This window comes from Bacteroidia bacterium (assembly GCA_016218155.1).
Lineage (GTDB): Bacteria > Bacteroidota > Bacteroidia > Bacteroidales > GWA2-32-17 > GWA2-32-17.
Map to the genome: position 1 here is coordinate 93,921 of JACREQ010000111.1, position 16,963 is coordinate 110,883.

Here is a 16,963-nt window from a genome sequence, read left to right on the forward strand (position 1 = left end):
CTGCTACCAATTAAGGCTAAGGTTGAGGGTTGTGGAATTCTAATTAAAATAATCTTACGCTGCTTGGGATATTTACTAATGTATTTTCAATCTTTTCCGCCACTGAAAATTTTTGTGAAGTTTGGTACATTGGCAATTTATTCATTATAACCCATGCCGGACGTGACATAACATTATTTGAATTTGAAAATTCAAGAAATTTGTTTCTTGCTATACGATCGGGCATAAAAATACAATTAAGCCAAAAGTTTGTTGTATTTCCCTGTTTTTCAGCAATAAATGAAATCTCTAATGCATTAAAAAACTCTTTATATTCCATTGCCAGCGTTCTTTTATTCTCAAGGAATATTGTTATATTTTCCATTTGAGCAACACCTACGGCAGCATTTATATTTGGCATACGAAAATTAAACCCTGCATCGGTATGAAAAAACTCATATGGATGTGGTTTTTTAGCGGTAGTAGTAAGATATTTTGCGCGAGCAGCAAAAGCCTCATCATTTGTTATTATCATTCCACCACCACCAGTTGTTACAATTTTATTGCCATTAAAACTTAAAATAGCTGCCATACCAAAAGTACCTGTATGTTTTGTTCCAACAAATGATCCAAGAGATTCGGCAGCATCTTCAATAACTGTAATATTCCATTTATTACAAATATTTATAATCTTTTCGATCTGGCACGGATGTCCGAATATATGAACCGGAACACATGCGGCAATTCTTTTTCCTGAAGTTTTATTAACGCAAATATTCTCACGTAACTCACAATTTTTATTTAAAAACTCTTCTAACATTAAGGGATCTAACCCGAGAGTTTGTTCTTCACAATCAACAAATACAGGATTTCCACCAGCATGAACAATTGCATTTGCCGTAGCTGCAAAAGTTAAAGGAGAGGTAATCACTTCTTCTCCTTGTTTTAATCCCGCAACAATAAGTGATACCTGTAATGCAGTTGTTCCGTTTACAGTAGCAACAGCATATTTAGCTCCGGTATATTTTGCAATTTCTTCTTCAAATCTCGTAACAAATTCCCCAACATATGAAACAAATGTAGAATCGATACATTTTGCAAGATATTTTTTTTCGTTACCCGGAAAAACAGGAGCATGAAGAGGAATGAACTCATCTGGTTCTTTAAAAGTTTCTTTGATAAAATTTATTATCTGTTGAAAATTTTGCATATTGGAAGAATGGTTAAGGATGAGACTTAGGTTGAGGTTGAGGTTGAGGTTAAGGCTGGGGTTGGGAAAGGGTTTTTAATATTTTATTTAGTTCATAAATCAAGTTATTATATTCATTAAAAAGCAATTCAACTTCCTTTTCATTAAAATATCCTACTTTAACACCGTATAAAAGATGGTTTTGAGTTTCAGTGGTAGAACCTCTTGAAATAATATAAAAATGGCTTTTATCTTTACTTGTACTTCTTCCAAATCCTTCAGCAATGTTTCCTGATATACTATTTGCTGAACGTCTGATTTGAGAGGTTAAACCATAATCTTCTGAACGTGGTAAATTTATTGTCAATTTAAAAACTTTAGCTGATAATTCATGTGCTTTTTGCCAAACTGGCATTTCGGTGAAACTCTTATACATTGATTTGAGGTTAAGATGAAGGTTGAGGCTAAGGTTGAGGGTTTGTTTTAGTGCTTAGTCTTGACCTAAACCTTAATCTTAATTTTTTAAACATTATAGATTCCAGCTTTATATTTTTTTAAATTTTCAGAATTAATAAACCATTCTATAGTTTCTTTTAATCCTTCATCTAATGAATATTTGGGTTTGTAAGCTGTAAGTTCTATTAGCTTTTTATTATCTCCAAACAACCTGAAAACTTCAGATTTTTCTGGTCGTATTCGCTGATTATCAGTTTCCCACTTTATATCTGTATTCATTATTTTTGAAATTCTATTTGCAACATCTGATATTGTAAATTCGGAATTTGTTGCAATATTAACCTCCTGACCAATTGTTTTTTCTTCATTTGCAATAGCAATAAATCCATTACAAGTATCTTTTACAAAATTAAAATCTCGCGTTGGAGTAGTATCACCAAGTTTAATTGTCTTCATTCCATTTGCAATCTGAGTAATTATAGTTGGGATTACTGCCCTTGCACTTTGTCTTGGACCATATGTATTAAAAGGGCGAACAATAGTTACAGGTAAACTAAACGCATTATAAAAACTTAATGCCATAGCATCGGCACCTATTTTTGAAGCACTATAAGGAGACTGTGGTTGTTTTGGATGTTTCTCATCAATAGGCACATATAATGCTGTTCCATAAACTTCAGAAGTAGAAGTGTTAATAACCCTAATGTTACCATTCTCCTTTGCCGCCTGACAAATATTCAATGTACCTTTAATATTTGTATCAACATAAGAATCTGGAGCTACATATGAATAAGGGATTGCTATCAATGCTGCTAAGTGAAATACTATGTCTACATCCTTTACTAACATTTTACAAAAATGCGGATCTCGGATATCACCTGTTACAATTTCAAGATTTTTATTTTGTGGCAAATCTTCTAACCACCCCCAATTGTTAAATGAGTTATATAAAGCAAGAGCTTTTACTTTTACACCTTGTAATAACAACGTTTCAGTAAGATGCGAACCGATAAACCCATCAGCACCAGTTACTAGAGCTTTTTTATAAGAAAGAGACATATTAATGTTTTTTTACTTCAAATTTTTCCAATAGTGAATCTCCAAAAGAATTTCACTAAAATGAGTTGTCTACCAAATCGTGCAGGTTGTTTAAGTAACCGATAAAACCACTCGAGCCCCAGTTTAAGAAAAAAATCAGGAGCACGTTTAACTTTGCCGGTATAAACATCAAAACTTCCTCCTAGTCCCTGATAAACTGCCTCATGAAAAGCAAATAAATCCTGCATTAAATATTCCTGCTTTGGTGAACCCATAGCAACAAAAACAATTTGTGGTTTTAGGTTCTTTAATTCTTCCTTTAGTTTATCTATATCACCCTCATTAAAGAATCCATTTCTATAACCTTTAATATTTATTGCTGGAAATTCTATTTTTAATTTTGTTATAGTAGCCTTAATAACTTCTGTAGTGCTACCAATAAAATAAAAACTATGAGAATGATTTAGAGTTTTAACAATTTCAAACCATAATTCGACACCCGGAATTTTTCTTGCTCCTCTAAAACCTTTTTTCTTTAAAGCCCAAACTGCACCAACACCATCTGCATAACCAGTATTTTTATTAATCAATGCTTTTAACTTATCATCAGAACGCATTATTTTTTCAGCGTTTACGGCAACAAGTATGGTGTTGTTTGATTGAATGTATGAAACAACATCTTGTTTTCCTTTGAAAGAATAAGTTCGAAGACCGTTAAGAAAGTAAAAATTCATGATATATTTAGACAAAACGAAAGCCTTTGGCTAACAGCATTAGTTAATAGCCTTTGCTTGAGTTTATAATTTCAATTACAATTCTCTCAGAAGTTTTCCCATCCCAAAGTTCTGGTTTAACAGGGTTTCTAACAAAGTTCAAGGTTTTTAAATACTCTTCCCTGATTCTTTCAATATTATTTCCAACCAATACAGAAGCACCTCCATTTTCAATAAGTGTTACAGGTCTTTCTGTATTCCAGCGTAAAGTTAAACATGGGGTTCCTAACACAGTACATTCTTCCTGTAAACCTCCGCTATCTGTTAAAACAACACGTGCATGCATATTTAATCGTAACATTGAATGATAGCCTAATGGTTGAAGAATTATCATTCGGTACTTTGTTATGAGTTTTTCCATCAACCCAAACTCAACTAATGTTTTTTGTGTTCTTGGATGAATAGGCCAAATTACTGGAATATCTTTAGCTACCTCATCTGAAAGAAAATCCACTAAATGTGAAAGGATTTCCTTTTTATCCACATTAGAAGGTCTATGCAAAGTTACCACTGCATACTTATCATTCTCAATTTCTGGAAAATTAGATCGTTCATATATAAGATTCTCATTCAATATTGAAACCAATTCTATATTTTCTGCTTTTACCCTTTCACTCTCTAAGGTATCAATCATTATATTTCCAACAAATTTTATTTTTTCCAGAGATACGCCTTCTTTTTCAAGATTTACATTTGATATTCTGTCTGGTGTTAACAAGAGATCTGATAAACGATCAGCAACTAAACGATTAACTTCTTCGGGCATTGTAATATCTCCACTTCTTAATCCAGCTTCGATGTGTGCAAGTTTTACATGTTCTTTTTTTGCAACAATAGAGGCTGCACAAATTGCATTAACATCACCTACAACAATTATCCAATCAGGCTTTTCAGTTCGAACTACTTTTTCAAATTCTATCATGGTTTTTCCAACCTGCTCGGCATGTGAACCGGAACCAATTTCAAGATGAATATCAGCTGGCGGAATATTAAGGTCATCAAAAAACTTTTGTGACATTCTTACATCATAATGCTGACCGGTGTGAACAAGAATATGTTCTATTTTGTTTTTCCCAGACTTATTATGATTACCAATTGCCCTAATAAATGGTGCAATCTTCATAAAATTTGGACGAGCACCAACTATAGAGATTATTTTCATGGTAAATTGTTATTGCTTATATAAACAGAATATTTTATAAACCAAAGAACATGCTAATATCCCCTTTTAACAACTTTTTCGTAATCGGACACTATCATCATTTTTACCAATTCTTTAAAAGGAGTTGTGTATGTCCAGCCTAAAACTTCTTTTGCTTTTGTGGGGTCACCGATAAGAAGCTCTACTTCTGTTGGTCGGTAATAATTGGGGCTAACTTCAACAACAATATTTCCCTTTTTAATTCCGGGTAAAAAGTATCCTTTATCTGTGATATTTGTTACTACACCTTTCTCTTTTTCGTTTTTCCCTTGCCATTCAAGTTCTACGCCCAATTCTGCAAAGGTAAGATTTACAAATTCACGTACCTCATGTGTCTCTCCTGTAGCCAAAACAAAATCTTCTGCAACATCGTGCTGAAGAATACGCCACATTCCTTCGCAATATTCTTTTGCATAACCCCAATCACGTTTTGCATCCATATTGCCGAGTGTAAGCTTTGTTTGTAATCCCTGTGCAATACGGGCAGCTGCGCGGGTAATTTTTCTTGTAACAAAAGTCTCACCACGTCGTGGACTTTCGTGATTAAACAAAATACCATTGCTTGCAAATAAATTATATGCTTCACGATAATTAACAATTGTCCAGTATGCAAATAATTTTGCAACACCATAAGGAGAACGAGGATAAAATGGAGTTTTTTCAGTCTGCGGAATTTCCTGTACTTTTCCAAACAACTCAGACGTAGAAGCCTGGTAGAACTTAACCTGTTTGGAAGTTCCCAATTCTCTAATAGCATCCAAAAAACGTAATGTTCCCAATGCATCTACCTGAGCAGTATAATCGGGCACATCAAAAGAAACTTTTACATGACTCTGTGCTCCTAAATTATAAATTTCATCGGGTTGAATTTTTTCTAATGTTCTTAACAAACTTGAAGGATCAACTAAATCGCCATAATGAAGAAATAATGTTTTTCCGTGTATTTCTTTATTATTATACAAATGGTCTATTCTTCCAGTATTAAATGAACTGCTTCGTCTAATAATACCGTGCACTTCGTATCCTTTTTCAATTAATATTTCGGCTAAATAACTGCCATCTTGTCCGGTAATACCGGTGATTAGGGCTTTTTTCATATTAAAATGATTGTTCGATTATTTGATAGTTTGATTAATTGATGGTTTGATAGTTCGATTATTTGATAGTTTGATAATTTGATAGTTTGATAATTTGATGGTCTGATTGTTTGATGGTTTGATGGTTTGAAAGTACTATAGCTTGACAACTCTATTATTCGAGTTATGATTATTTTTTAATGCAATTAGTTTATTAGATAATTCTTCTATTATAGTTCTTAGTTTATCGTAATCGCTTTCTTCTACAAATTTTAATTCTTTTGAAATTACTAAAATTGAAACTACTTCCATTAATGATCCATAAGATATTTCGATATAATGTACTTTTTCCTTATTTGATTTTCTTGTATTTCCTTCTGCAATATTACTAGAAACAGAAATTACTGCACGCGTTAATTGAGAAATTAATCCATACTTCTCTTTTGCTGGAAACTTTTCTGTCAATCGATAAACTTCTACTGCCAAATCTTTAGCAATTATCCAAACTTCTAGTTTTTCGAAATTATACTTAAATGACATAAATGATTATTTGATAGTTTGATGGTGCGATAGTTTGATGGTGCGATGGTTTGATAGTGCGATGGTTTGATCGTTACTTAGGGTGTGTTTTCCAAACAATCAAATTAACATACAATCAAACAATCCCTCGTTTAATAAAGTCTTGATATGCTAAATGGATTCCCTCTTTCATTGTAGTTTTATGTTTCCAACCTAAAGAATGCAGTTTTGTAACATCAAGCAGTTTTCTTGGAGTTCCATCAGGTTTTGTGGTATCAAATTCTAATTTTCCGGTAAATCCTACAACTTCTTTAATAATTTCTGCAAGTTGTTTTATGCTGAACTCATCTCCTGTTCCAATATTAGTCCAGCCAGATTCATTATGATTTTCCATTAAAAAAACACAAGCGTCGGCTAAATCATCGGCAAACATAAATTCACGTAAAGGACTACCGGTTCCCCAGACAACTACTTCGGACAAATTATTAACTTTTGCTTCATGGAATCTGCGGATTAATGCAGGAAGTACATGAGAATTTTCGGGATGATAATTGTCGTTTATTCCATACAAATTTGTCGGCATAACAGAAATAAAATTGCTACCATATTGTTCCCGATAAGCATCACACATTTTTAATCCTGCAATTTTTGCAATAGCATAGGGTTCATTTGTTGGCTCTAATATTCCGGTTAAAAGATGCTCTTCTTTCATTGGTTGTGGAGCAAATTTTGGATAAATACATGAGGAACCTAAAAACAACAGTTTTTTAACACCGTGCAGATATGATGAATGAATTATATTAGCTTCCATCATCAGATTCTCATAAATGAACTGTGCCTTGTACGTATTGTTAGCAATAATTCCCCCTACTTTTGCTGCAGCCAGAAAAACGTATTCCGGTTTATGTTTTACAAAAAAATCATTACAACTCTTTTGATTTGTTAAATCTAGCTCATCTAAAGTTGCTGCAATAAAATTATTATATCCTTTTTTTACTAATTCTCTTTTAATTGCTGAACCAACCATTCCGGTGTGGCCTGCGATGTAGATTTTTGAATTTTTGTTCATATAAAAAAGTACAAAGTTGAAAGATTAAAGACTAAAGCCATGCCTACCGGCAGGCAGGTTTAAAGAACAAGACTGAGGTTGAATGGCAAAATATTATTCAACTCATGGTTAATAAGTTAATATCTGTTGAGTTCTTTGAGAATTAATTCTGGGTTAATCTCTATTTTGGAAAAAGCAAACCACCTTTTACCCAGGTCTTTTAGCGAAGCACCAATGTGATAAATTATTTTTTCGTCGATAATTAAAAATCTATCGTGCGATTTTGAAAATATTTTTACCTCAACAGATTCATATTGTGCACTGTGTTTTTGAATATCCAAAGCCAGTTGTTTTGATATTTTTTGGGTATAAATTGTTGCCTTAACACCTTTCCTGCGTTTTGTTAATAAAGTCAAGACTGTGTCATCAACATAATTATCCATTAAAATTATTGAGAATCTTGCTTCTTTAATAAAGGAAGAAACTTTTTCGTATGCATCATAAATTTGTCCATCAAAGAAAATGCCTTCATGTGGAGGTAAACTAGTATTTATATGAAGGTCAAATTCTGAAGATTTTTTCTCTAATTTATGAACTTTATTTTCGAGCTTTTCTATTCTATGATGTATTGCGTATCCTTTTAAAAGAAAATCTTTTAAAACTTTGTTTGCCCAAATACGGAACTGAGTACCGCGAATGTTATTTACCCTATATCCGACTGAAATAATAGCATCCAGATTATAAAGTAATAATTTTCGTTTTACTTCACGATTACCTTCAATTTGAACTACCGAGTATTCCTCGGAAGTTGTATTTTCATTTAATTCTTTGTCTTTGTAAATTCTTCTCAAGTGCAGACTGATATTGTCTGTTGAACAATCAAATAATTCTGCCATTTGCTTTTGAGTAAGCCAAATCGTGTCTTTTTCAACCCTTACTTCGATTTGAATACCTGAATTATTTTTATCCTGATATAAGACAATTTCGCCCTGATTCATCTTCAAAAACTAAATATAAGATTTACCTAATGGTTTTATTCAATTATAAAGAAAGATAAACGAAAGTGCCATTTATTTGTAATATTCTTTGTACCACTCAACAAACCTTTTAATTCCTTCCTTAACCGGAGTTGCGGGTTTGTAACCAACTGCATTTTCGAGGTGAGTAACATCGGCATGAGTTTTTGGAACATCACCTAATTGCAAGGGTAAAAAGTTTTTTATTGCTTTCTTACCTAAAGCCTCTTCAATAGCTCCAATATATTCCATAAGTTTAATTGGCGATGAGTTTCCAATATTAAACAATCTGTAAGGTGCCGGAGATGTTGCAGGGTCGGGATGTTCGCTATTCCATTCTTTTTGTCCTGTTGGAGGATTATCAATTACTCTTGTAATTCCTTCTACAATATCATCAATATATGTAAAATCGCGAACCATGTTGCCATTATTAAAAACATCAATTGGCTTACCTTCAATAATTGCTTTTGTAAAAAGGAACAATGCCATATCAGGTCTTCCCTTTGGTCCATACACTGTAAAAAACCTTAATCCCGTTGTTGGAACATTAAACAAATGACTATATGTATGAGCCATTAACTCATTAGATTTTTTAGATGCTGCATATAAACTTATTGGATGATCCACATTATCGGAAACAGAAAGTGGCATCTTTGTATTTAATCCATACACACTGGAGCTGCTGGCATATACAAAATGACTAACAGGAAATTCTCGAGCTGCTTCAAGCAAATTAATAAAGCCAATGATATTTGAGTTTATATAAGCATGCGGATTTTCTAAAGAATACCTGACACCAGCCTGAGCAGCAAGATTACAAATAGCATCTGGTTTAAAGATTTTAAATACATTTTTAATCGTTGTTAAATCTTCGAGTTTAGATTTAATAAAAGAATAATTTGAATAAACAGTGCTTTGAATTATTTCATTTTCTATAATGTTATTTTTCTCAATACCTGCTTCACTTAAGCGTGAATATTTAAGATTAACATCGTAATAATCGTTAATACTGTCCAAGCCAAGAACAACATCTCCCCTGTCAATTAATTTTTTAACAAGGTGCGAACCTATAAAGCCAGCGGCACCGGTAACAAGGATTCTTTTCATTATATTAAGTTGAAAGGCTAAAGTAAAAAGGCTAAAGTTGAAAGTAAAAAAGTAAAAAGTTATATGTTCGTTATTCTTTTTTGTTTATGAATAAAAAAGATCATTGTTATTTGTCTTTAGAATAAATCAATAACCTTGATTCGTTTCCGTTTTTTTGTTTTTTATACTCTAAAAACTCTTCTGGTAACATATTAATATATCTTATTTTACGACTAATCAGTTTCTCGGTTTTCTCAATTAGTTCAGAAAGATATGAGCGATCCAGGTGATTTGCAATAATCATTAAATCTATCACCTGACTATCTTTTCCATTTGCAAAATCACCGGTAATATATACTTTTTCAATTTCTCCTAATCTTGATAATATTTTATCAACTATCTGATCAATTCCAATAAATTTCTTTAAAATATTTTGAATGTCAGGGAAAATAGGATGATTAGGATTTGCCTGGTAAATTTTCTTATTCCCTTTCATGTGAGTTTCAAGTAACCCGGCAGACTCAAATCTATTTAGCTCAATACGAATTGCATTTGTTGATTCTCCAAATTCACATTCTAGCCCACGTAAATAGGCACTAGACTTGCTGTTAAGAAAAAATTTCAACAAAAGCTTAAGTCGTGTTTTGGAAGAAATTAAAGTATCGAGCATTTAAGGTAGTTAAAAGATAAAAAAGATGAATTTAAGCTAATAAAAACATGCAACTTTTGCAAGGTATTATAACAATCTGAATGTATGTTTTATTTATGGCACCGCCCCGTGAGTCACATATAGAGACCACAAGGAAAACAATTCTACTACTTTAATCAGCAGGCAATTACATGAGTCTGCGGAATTGTTACCATCAAACCATGACTGATAGAATCAATTCTGACTAATATCTTATTTTTTCCTGCATTTTTTATATACTCTCCGTTTAAACCAGTTAATGCACCGTTTGTAATTTGCACACCCTGACCTTTTTTTAAAGGTAAATCAACAACATCAATTTCTAATTCAGAATTACAAAGTAAGCGTATAATTTCTATTTCTTTATCGCGCACTATAGCCGGTTTTCCATCATACCAAACATAACGTACGGCACCATTAGCCTTTAATGGCACAAGATAAAGCGCTGGTTTAATCTGAACAAAACAATATGATTTGAACAAAGGTTCTGTGATAATCTTCTTTCTATCACTCCACTGTTTAAGAATTTTATGAGTAGGAACATATGCATTTATTCCCATTTGCAAAAGCTCATCATGAACCTTCTGCTCATAGCGAGGTCTTGTGTATAAAGCAAACCATGTAAGTTTTTCTAACATATTTTGCAAAATTGAGTAGTAAAATTACTCAATAATTATTAAAAAACAAATTTTTTTAATAAGACTTTTTTAAATGTGAAAAGGTTTCCAGTAAAACGAAAGAAAATTTCTACTCGTTATAGATAATATTTACAATATTACCATTTTTATAAACTGAAGTTTTTGTGAGCTTTCCTGTTTCGTCATAGTAATAACGCTTACCGTCAATTAGTTTACCATCTTTCCACTCACCTTCGCGCTCTTTCTTTCTGTCTTTTGTGTATGTAATATTAAAGCCATTTCCTGTAAATAATCCTACGTTATTATTAACCGGAGTTTTATTGTCATTTATAATTACATTGTTAGTATTTTCCTGTACCTGATTATTAGTATTATTTGTAGGTGAATATATTTTAACACTAGCTTCATCTAACAAACCATTATTAAATGTTTTTTCTGCAACTAATTTTCCGTTTTCATCATACTCTTTTATGGGACCAGATTCTTTTCCTTCGTTCCACTCACCTTCAATCATAATTTTACCATTCTCGTGGTAATATTTTTGAACACCTGTACGTTTACCCTGTTCGCTATATTTCCACTCATATGAAGGTTTTCCATTTGGGAAGAAATATTTATACTCTCCTACCCATTTATTTCCTTTCCATATCCCTTCTTCACTTACAACACCTGATGGATAATAAAACTTAGCATACCCATCCGGCTTATTATCAATAAAAGTTATTTCTTGCTTTATAGTTCCGTCAGTAAAATATGATTTCCATAACCCAACCTTTGAATTATTTAAATATTTTCCTTCTTCTACTTTTTTGCCATTTTCATCGTTAACAACCCAATAACCTTGTTTTTGATTATTTGCATCAACTTTATTAATTGTATCCTTTTGTCCAAACACAAAAACGGACATCATTAAAAAACAGATTATTACACTAATACGATTCATCTTATATTTAATAATTACTATGTTGGTTTAATTTTTACGAACAACAAATGTTTTTAGTTTCAAAAACCGAACCTTTTTATTAATTTTATACCAATATTTCAAATTTCGTGAAAGATATTGAACCAATTACACCAAAGCCAAATAAAGGGAAACACTTTATTCAACAATTAATTGACAGGGGCGAAGGTAAGAATCTAGATTTTAAATTCGAAATATCTGACGCAAAAAAAATTGCTCGCTCACTTGCAGCCTTTGCAAATACTGATGGAGGAACACTTTTAGTTGGTGTAAAAGATAATGGGATAATTGCCGGTGTAAGAAGTGATGAAGAAATTTACATGATTCAGGCTGCTACTGATATGTATTGCAAGCCAAAACTTCCGGTAAATGTTCAATCCTGGAATATCAATGGTAGAATTGTGCTTGAAGTAATTGTTACAAAAAGTAAAACAATACCTCATTTAGTTCAGGATGAAAATAAACAATGGAATGCATGGATAAGAGTTAATGATCAAAATATTATTGCAAATAAAGTTCTTATTAAAATATGGGAAATAACAAAGAACAAAAAAGGTATTAAGTTGCAATACAGTAAAAATGAAGAAGCATTACTACATTATCTTTTTGAATATGGAAAAATTACTTTAACCGGTTTTTGTAAACTTGCATTTATTTCTGAAGTTGACGCAATAGAAATAATTTCAAGATTAGTTATTCTTGATATTTTAAAAATGGAAATATCAGATGCAAATACTAACTATTTATTATATAATAATTTTAAAATAGAAGATTACATAAATTAATCGGTGAGCCCTGACATTAATTTAAAATCGGCTAATGCTATTGCTGTTATTGCCTCAATAATAACAGGAACACGTAAAGCAATACAAGTATCATGTCGTCCTTTTACTTCAAGGGTTTTAAGTTGCTTTTCTTCAAAGTTAAATGCTGTTTGAGGCTTGCCAATACTTGAAGCGGGCTTTACAGCAACTCTATACAATAATTGATTGCCATTTGTTATTCCTCCACTAATACCACCGGAATTATTTGTATTTGTTGTTCCTTTTTCATCTATAATAACATCATTATTAAGACTACCAACAATCTTTGCAGACAAAAATCCGTTTCCAAATTCAATCCCCTTAATAGCAGGAATAGAAAAAGCAAGATGAGAAATAACAGATTCTACAGAATCGAAAAAAGGTTCGCCCCAACCAACAGGAATTTTTTCTGCAGTACATTCAATAATTCCGCCAATAGATTCATTATTATTTTGAGCAGATTTTATAGCTTCTTCAACATTAAAATTTCCACCTACTTCAACAATTCTTGATTTTATTTCTACATTGTTAAGAATTTTTTTTGCAATAACACCAGCAGCAACAACCGGCAATGTTAATCTGCCTGAAAAATGTCCGCCACCTCTATAATCATTAAATCCCTTATACTTTACATTGCCAGTAAAATCGGCATGACCAGGACGAGGATGAAATTTTAAATTACTATAATCATCAGATTTTATATCTTTGTTATGAAATAAAATAGTAATTGGACTTCCTGTAGTAAAATCATTAAATACACCTGAAATAATCTCAGGCAAATCATCTTCTTTGCGTGTTGTTGTGCCTAACTTTCCTGATTTCCTTCTATTTATATCATGCAGAAAATCACTTACAGTCAAATGTATTCCGGCAGGACAACCATCGATAATCACACCAACTACCAAGCCATGCGATTCACCAAATATTTGAACACAAAAGATTCTGCCAAAGCTATTCATGTAAGACTAACATTAGTAACAAATAATACAATTAATAGAACTATCAATGGTGATCGTGCCCGCCATGTCCGTGAACATGTCCGTGACTTATTTCTTCTTTTGTAGCAGTTCTAACATTAAGTACTTTTCCTTCAAAATATAAATCTTCACCTGCCAGAGGATGATTAAAATCTACTTTTACTTTTGTTTTTCCAATCTCAACAATAAAACCATCAAATTCATTGCCTTCCTCATCTTTCATCGGAACCTGTGCACCAACAAAAATAAAATCTTCATTAAATTTACCATCAACTTCAAAAATATTTTTTGGTAAATCAACAATATTCTCATTTTCTACTTCGCCATAAGCTTCTTTATGATCAACTTTAAATTTAAAAGTGTCTCCTTTTTTTAATCCTTTAATATTTGCTTCAAATGCTTCAAGCATATCGCCTGTTTCAAAAATAAAAGTAAAAGGGTTTTCTTCGTTAACTTCCTCTGCTAATTCTCCTTTAAAACTATCAAGATGAAGTTTGTAGCTCAATTCAACTACTTTGTTTTTAGATATTTCCATAGTTATTGGGTTTTATTAATGCTTATTTAAAGGTATAAATAATTATTATATAAAAAACATGCTTAATAATATAGGCTAAAACTCGAAATTCATACGAATAACAGGATTATTATAAATTGAATATTCTGTTTGATTTAAGTTCCATAACACCAACATATTTAAGTAACTCCTTGCGCCAATCTGATATTTATAACCACCACCAACAAGTATACTGGCAATATTTAAGCGATCTTTTTCTGGTGTTGGGAAAGGACTAAAATACTTTGACTCTAAACTAAGAAGTTCATATTCTGCATAAATGAAAGCATTTTCAATAACCAAATATGAGGCAAATAAATTACCACCATACATAGTGGTAGAAAATTTAGGAGATTTATTATATGCATAATTAACATATGTAAAACCAACACCCATACTGAATTTTTCAGTAAATCTATACCCAATTTTTGGTGAGAGGTCAATTAAAGTTCTGTCTCCAAACTGCAGACCCAGGCCACCTCCATAAAATAACCTTTTTTTATCGAAACCCGATTTTTTATTATCTGTTATTTGCTCTTCTGTCTGAATAAATTCTTGAGAAAATGCAAATTTTATTTCTGTAACAAATAAAAAAACAATTAAAACAAATATATTTAAATAGAATCTCATTATTACATTTTTATATTACAAATTTAGCCAAATAAATTAGCCTGATATTACAATTAAAAAATAAAATATTTTCTTTTATATTAACAAAATATTTTTTCATTATCAACTGCTTATGTAAAAAGAGACAATGTTATCAACAGTTTTGTTCGCGCTGTTAATAAGTTGTTAAAAACCTTATTGGAGCTTGCTCTAATCGTTAGTTACCTTTGTATCGTAAATTAAAAAAAATGAACATTGTTGAGCATATAGGAAGGTTATTGTTTAAATATGACTGTGTTATAGTACCTGACTTTGGTGGATTTATAGCAAATTACAGGTCAGCAAATATAAAGTCAGATTCTCATGTTTTCTCACCTCCGGCAAAAACAATTGTTTTTAATAGCACATTAAATTCTAATGATGGATTGCTGGTTAACTATATATCAACCTGCGAAAATATAAGCTATTCTGATGCACGTATTGAGATAGCAAACTTTGTAAACTTTTTAAAAACTGACCTGAATAATAATAAGACAGTTGTTTTTGAAGGTATTGGAAATTTCGCAAAACAATCCGAAAATATAGTTTTTACTCCTGACAATACTATTAACAGGTTAATTGAAGCTTTTGGTTTACCAATGCTTCAAATGCCTATTGATTATAACGAGTTTACAAAACCAATTTTCTCCATTCCTTCCTCAGGAAAAGGAAATATTGTTAAAAAAGTACTTGTTACAATTCCAGTTGTATTAGTTTTAGCATTACTGCCTTTAAAGATGAGTAAAATCCCATTCTCTACAAGTACTACCAGTTTTTACTCTCAATCAAATTCAACTAGTAATTTATTAAATAACCCTTCTTCTTTGTCTGATGTTATTGATAAATTAACAGATACAAAATATGCATTATATTACTCAGAATCTAAGCCAAATAAAACAAACATAGAAAAATCTATTTCAATTGATACTATTATAAATCAATCAGAAGTAGCAATTAAATCAGAAAAAAAAGAGATTGCTGTAAAAGAAAACTTACCATCAGAAACAATCACAACTGCAAAACAAAATAAAAAATACTTTATAATTGCAGGCTCTTTTGTAGAAATGAGTAGAGTTAATGTTTTTAATAAAGAATTAGTAAGTAAAAACTTTAGTCCTGAATTAGTAAAACGCGATGGTAAGTTAAGAGTTGCTGTTGGCTCATTTATTACATCAGAAGAGGCAAATAAAGCACTAAACGAATTCAGAGCACAGCATCCCGAATATCCAGTATGGTTATTAAGTATTTGATTTTTATACAACTAGCATTATCTTTAATTACAATTTTTCTTTTTAAAACATAAATTTTCTTTAAAATACTTGATTTTTTCATGTATTTGTATTATCATTGTGAATTATAACGAATTGATTATGACCAAAAAAATAGGTTTTACATTAATCGTAATTATTTGGTTTTCAGCCATATTAATTTCCTGCCGCAAAGTTGATCCACCTAAGGCAGTTATTACTATACTTGATACCGGTGGTTCCCGCGTTCCAAACGTTAAAGTCACTGTTTATGCTAATCCTAACGGTTCTTACATTGATCCTCAGGGCGAAGTATTAAATGACATTCAGTATACTGATGCTGGTGGAGATGCTTCTTTTAGTTTTAAAAATAAAGCTATTTTAAATGTAAAAGCTGAACAATTTACAACACAATTTCATCGCGAAGGAAAAAAACTTTTAATTTTAGAAGAAGATAAAACAGTTTATTTAACAATAATCATAAAATAATCAGGATATGAGACTTTCATTAGTTTTAATTTTTAGTCTTTTTGCTTTTGTTACATTTACTGCTTCTAAATGTAATAAAGAAGATCCACCTAAAGCAATTATTACAGTAGTTGATGAAGCTGGAAAGGTTGTTCCCGGAGCAACTGTAAAAGTTTATTCTGACCCTACATATTACAATAACGGAGCCGGATATCCTTCAGTTGGTTATTATAATCCGGATGAAAAAACTTTATACGATATTCAAACATCTGATGGTAGCGGTCAAACTTCACACAGCTTTAAATATGAAAGTATTTATAGTGTAAAAGTAACAATACTTAAAAAGTTTGGTTCTCACACTTATGACACAATGAGATATAATGGTGCTGGTGCTCTAATACTTAAAAACGACAAAACATATTCTGAGTCCATTACAATTTTTCCTGTTCAGTAAATATTTTCGGAGCTGTTAGCTCAGCTGGTTTAGAGCATTACCTTGACAGGGTAGGGGTCACTGGTTCGAATCCAGTACAGCTCACGAAAGACCTTTGCGGTCTTTTTTTATTTTAATCAATTTCTTTACTACATAAGACTTCTCT

20 protein-coding genes and 1 tRNA gene are annotated in these 16,963 nt (G+C 31.5%); 5 read left to right on the plus strand and 16 right to left on the minus strand.

The window, feature by feature from the left end; all coding sequences use genetic code 11:
• Nucleotides 1-43 precede the first annotated feature (43 nt).
• From HY951_19065 to HY951_19125, 13 genes are all read right to left on the minus strand, one after another.
• Nucleotides 44-1,189: a LegC family aminotransferase gene (locus HY951_19065; protein ID MBI5542166.1), complete on the minus strand. Its 1,146-nt coding sequence runs from the start codon at nucleotides 1,187-1,189 to the stop codon at nucleotides 44-46.
• A gap of 49 nt (nucleotides 1,190-1,238) precedes the next feature.
• The gene (locus HY951_19070) at nucleotides 1,239-1,604 is read right to left on the minus strand and encodes a four helix bundle protein (protein MBI5542167.1); all 366 of its coding nucleotides are present in this window, start codon (nucleotides 1,602-1,604) and stop codon (nucleotides 1,239-1,241) included.
• A gap of 86 nt (nucleotides 1,605-1,690) precedes the next feature.
• Nucleotides 1,691-2,683 (minus strand): SDR family NAD(P)-dependent oxidoreductase, encoded by a 993-nt coding sequence (locus HY951_19075; GenBank protein MBI5542168.1) that lies wholly within the window; start codon nucleotides 2,681-2,683, stop codon nucleotides 1,691-1,693.
• A 17-nt stretch (nucleotides 2,684-2,700) separates the two neighbouring features.
• A complete protein-coding gene (locus tag HY951_19080) occupies nucleotides 2,701-3,396 on the minus strand; it encodes a WecB/TagA/CpsF family glycosyltransferase (protein MBI5542169.1) in 696 nt (231 codons plus the stop codon).
• 43 nt (nucleotides 3,397-3,439) lie between these two features.
• On the minus strand, nucleotides 3,440-4,597 hold the full coding sequence (gene wecB, locus HY951_19085; protein ID MBI5542170.1) for a UDP-N-acetylglucosamine 2-epimerase (non-hydrolyzing): 1,158 nt from the start codon (nucleotides 4,595-4,597) through the stop codon (nucleotides 3,440-3,442).
• A 53-nt stretch (nucleotides 4,598-4,650) separates the two neighbouring features.
• A complete protein-coding gene (gmd, locus tag HY951_19090) occupies nucleotides 4,651-5,733 on the minus strand; it encodes a GDP-mannose 4,6-dehydratase (GenBank protein ID MBI5542171.1) in 1,083 nt (360 codons plus the stop codon).
• Between the two features lie 135 nt (nucleotides 5,734-5,868).
• Nucleotides 5,869-6,252, minus strand: coding sequence for a four helix bundle protein (locus HY951_19095; GenBank protein MBI5542172.1), 384 nt, complete (start codon nucleotides 6,250-6,252; stop codon nucleotides 5,869-5,871).
• Nucleotides 6,253-6,367: 115 nt separating this feature from the next.
• The gene (locus HY951_19100; GenBank protein ID MBI5542173.1) at nucleotides 6,368-7,300 is read right to left on the minus strand and encodes a GDP-L-fucose synthase; all 933 of its coding nucleotides are present in this window, start codon (nucleotides 7,298-7,300) and stop codon (nucleotides 6,368-6,370) included.
• A gap of 116 nt (nucleotides 7,301-7,416) precedes the next feature.
• Entirely contained in the window at nucleotides 7,417-8,277 is an 861-nt protein-coding gene (locus tag HY951_19105) for a virulence RhuM family protein (protein ID MBI5542174.1), read from the minus strand.
• 72 nt (nucleotides 8,278-8,349) lie between these two features.
• Nucleotides 8,350-9,402 carry an NAD-dependent epimerase gene (locus HY951_19110; protein MBI5542175.1) on the minus strand — a complete coding sequence of 351 codons (1,053 nt, stop codon included), beginning with the start codon at nucleotides 9,400-9,402 and terminating at the stop codon, nucleotides 8,350-8,352.
• A gap of 106 nt (nucleotides 9,403-9,508) precedes the next feature.
• On the minus strand, nucleotides 9,509-10,051 hold the full coding sequence (locus HY951_19115; GenBank protein MBI5542176.1) for an ArsR family transcriptional regulator: 543 nt from the start codon (nucleotides 10,049-10,051) through the stop codon (nucleotides 9,509-9,511).
• 155 nt (nucleotides 10,052-10,206) lie between these two features.
• Complete coding sequence (locus HY951_19120) at nucleotides 10,207-10,707, minus strand: UpxY family transcription antiterminator (GenBank protein MBI5542177.1); 501 nt, start codon at nucleotides 10,705-10,707, stop codon at nucleotides 10,207-10,209.
• Between the two features lie 109 nt (nucleotides 10,708-10,816).
• The gene (locus HY951_19125; GenBank protein ID MBI5542178.1) at nucleotides 10,817-11,650 is read right to left on the minus strand and encodes a toxin-antitoxin system YwqK family antitoxin; all 834 of its coding nucleotides are present in this window, start codon (nucleotides 11,648-11,650) and stop codon (nucleotides 10,817-10,819) included.
• 107 nt (nucleotides 11,651-11,757) lie between these two features.
• Here HY951_19125 and HY951_19130 point away from each other — a divergent pair, with 107 nt between their 5' ends.
• Nucleotides 11,758-12,453 carry an ATP-binding protein gene (locus HY951_19130; GenBank protein ID MBI5542179.1) on the plus strand — a complete coding sequence of 232 codons (696 nt, stop codon included), beginning with the start codon at nucleotides 11,758-11,760 and terminating at the stop codon, nucleotides 12,451-12,453.
• Here the strand turns inward: HY951_19130 and HY951_19135 are convergent.
• The 3 genes from HY951_19135 to HY951_19145 form a co-directional block, all read right to left on the minus strand.
• The gene (locus HY951_19135; protein ID MBI5542180.1) at nucleotides 12,450-13,430 is read right to left on the minus strand and encodes a chorismate synthase; all 981 of its coding nucleotides are present in this window, start codon (nucleotides 13,428-13,430) and stop codon (nucleotides 12,450-12,452) included. The genes HY951_19130 and HY951_19135 overlap by 4 nt on opposite strands.
• Nucleotides 13,431-13,473: 43 nt before the next feature.
• Nucleotides 13,474-13,983, minus strand: coding sequence for an FKBP-type peptidyl-prolyl cis-trans isomerase (locus tag HY951_19140; GenBank protein MBI5542181.1), 510 nt, complete (start codon nucleotides 13,981-13,983; stop codon nucleotides 13,474-13,476).
• A gap of 75 nt (nucleotides 13,984-14,058) precedes the next feature.
• The gene (locus HY951_19145) at nucleotides 14,059-14,631 is read right to left on the minus strand and encodes a hypothetical protein (protein ID MBI5542182.1); all 573 of its coding nucleotides are present in this window, start codon (nucleotides 14,629-14,631) and stop codon (nucleotides 14,059-14,061) included.
• 227 nt (nucleotides 14,632-14,858) lie between these two features.
• On the opposite strand from HY951_19145, the gene HY951_19150 reads away from it, so the two are divergent.
• The 4 genes from HY951_19150 (at nucleotide 14,859) to HY951_19165 (ending at nucleotide 16,902) form a co-directional block, all read left to right on the plus strand.
• On the plus strand, nucleotides 14,859-15,899 hold the full coding sequence (locus tag HY951_19150) for an HU-CCDC81 and SPOR domain-containing protein (GenBank protein MBI5542183.1): 1,041 nt from the start codon (nucleotides 14,859-14,861) through the stop codon (nucleotides 15,897-15,899).
• Between the two features lie 120 nt (nucleotides 15,900-16,019).
• Nucleotides 16,020-16,385: a hypothetical protein gene (locus HY951_19155; protein ID MBI5542184.1), complete on the plus strand. Its 366-nt coding sequence runs from the start codon at nucleotides 16,020-16,022 to the stop codon at nucleotides 16,383-16,385.
• A 7-nt stretch (nucleotides 16,386-16,392) separates the two neighbouring features.
• Nucleotides 16,393-16,818, plus strand: coding sequence for a hypothetical protein (locus HY951_19160; protein ID MBI5542185.1), 426 nt, complete (start codon nucleotides 16,393-16,395; stop codon nucleotides 16,816-16,818).
• A gap of 9 nt (nucleotides 16,819-16,827) precedes the next feature.
• Nucleotides 16,828-16,902: transfer RNA gene (locus HY951_19165), tRNA-Val, on the plus strand.
• Nucleotides 16,903-16,963: the final 61 nt, after the last annotated feature.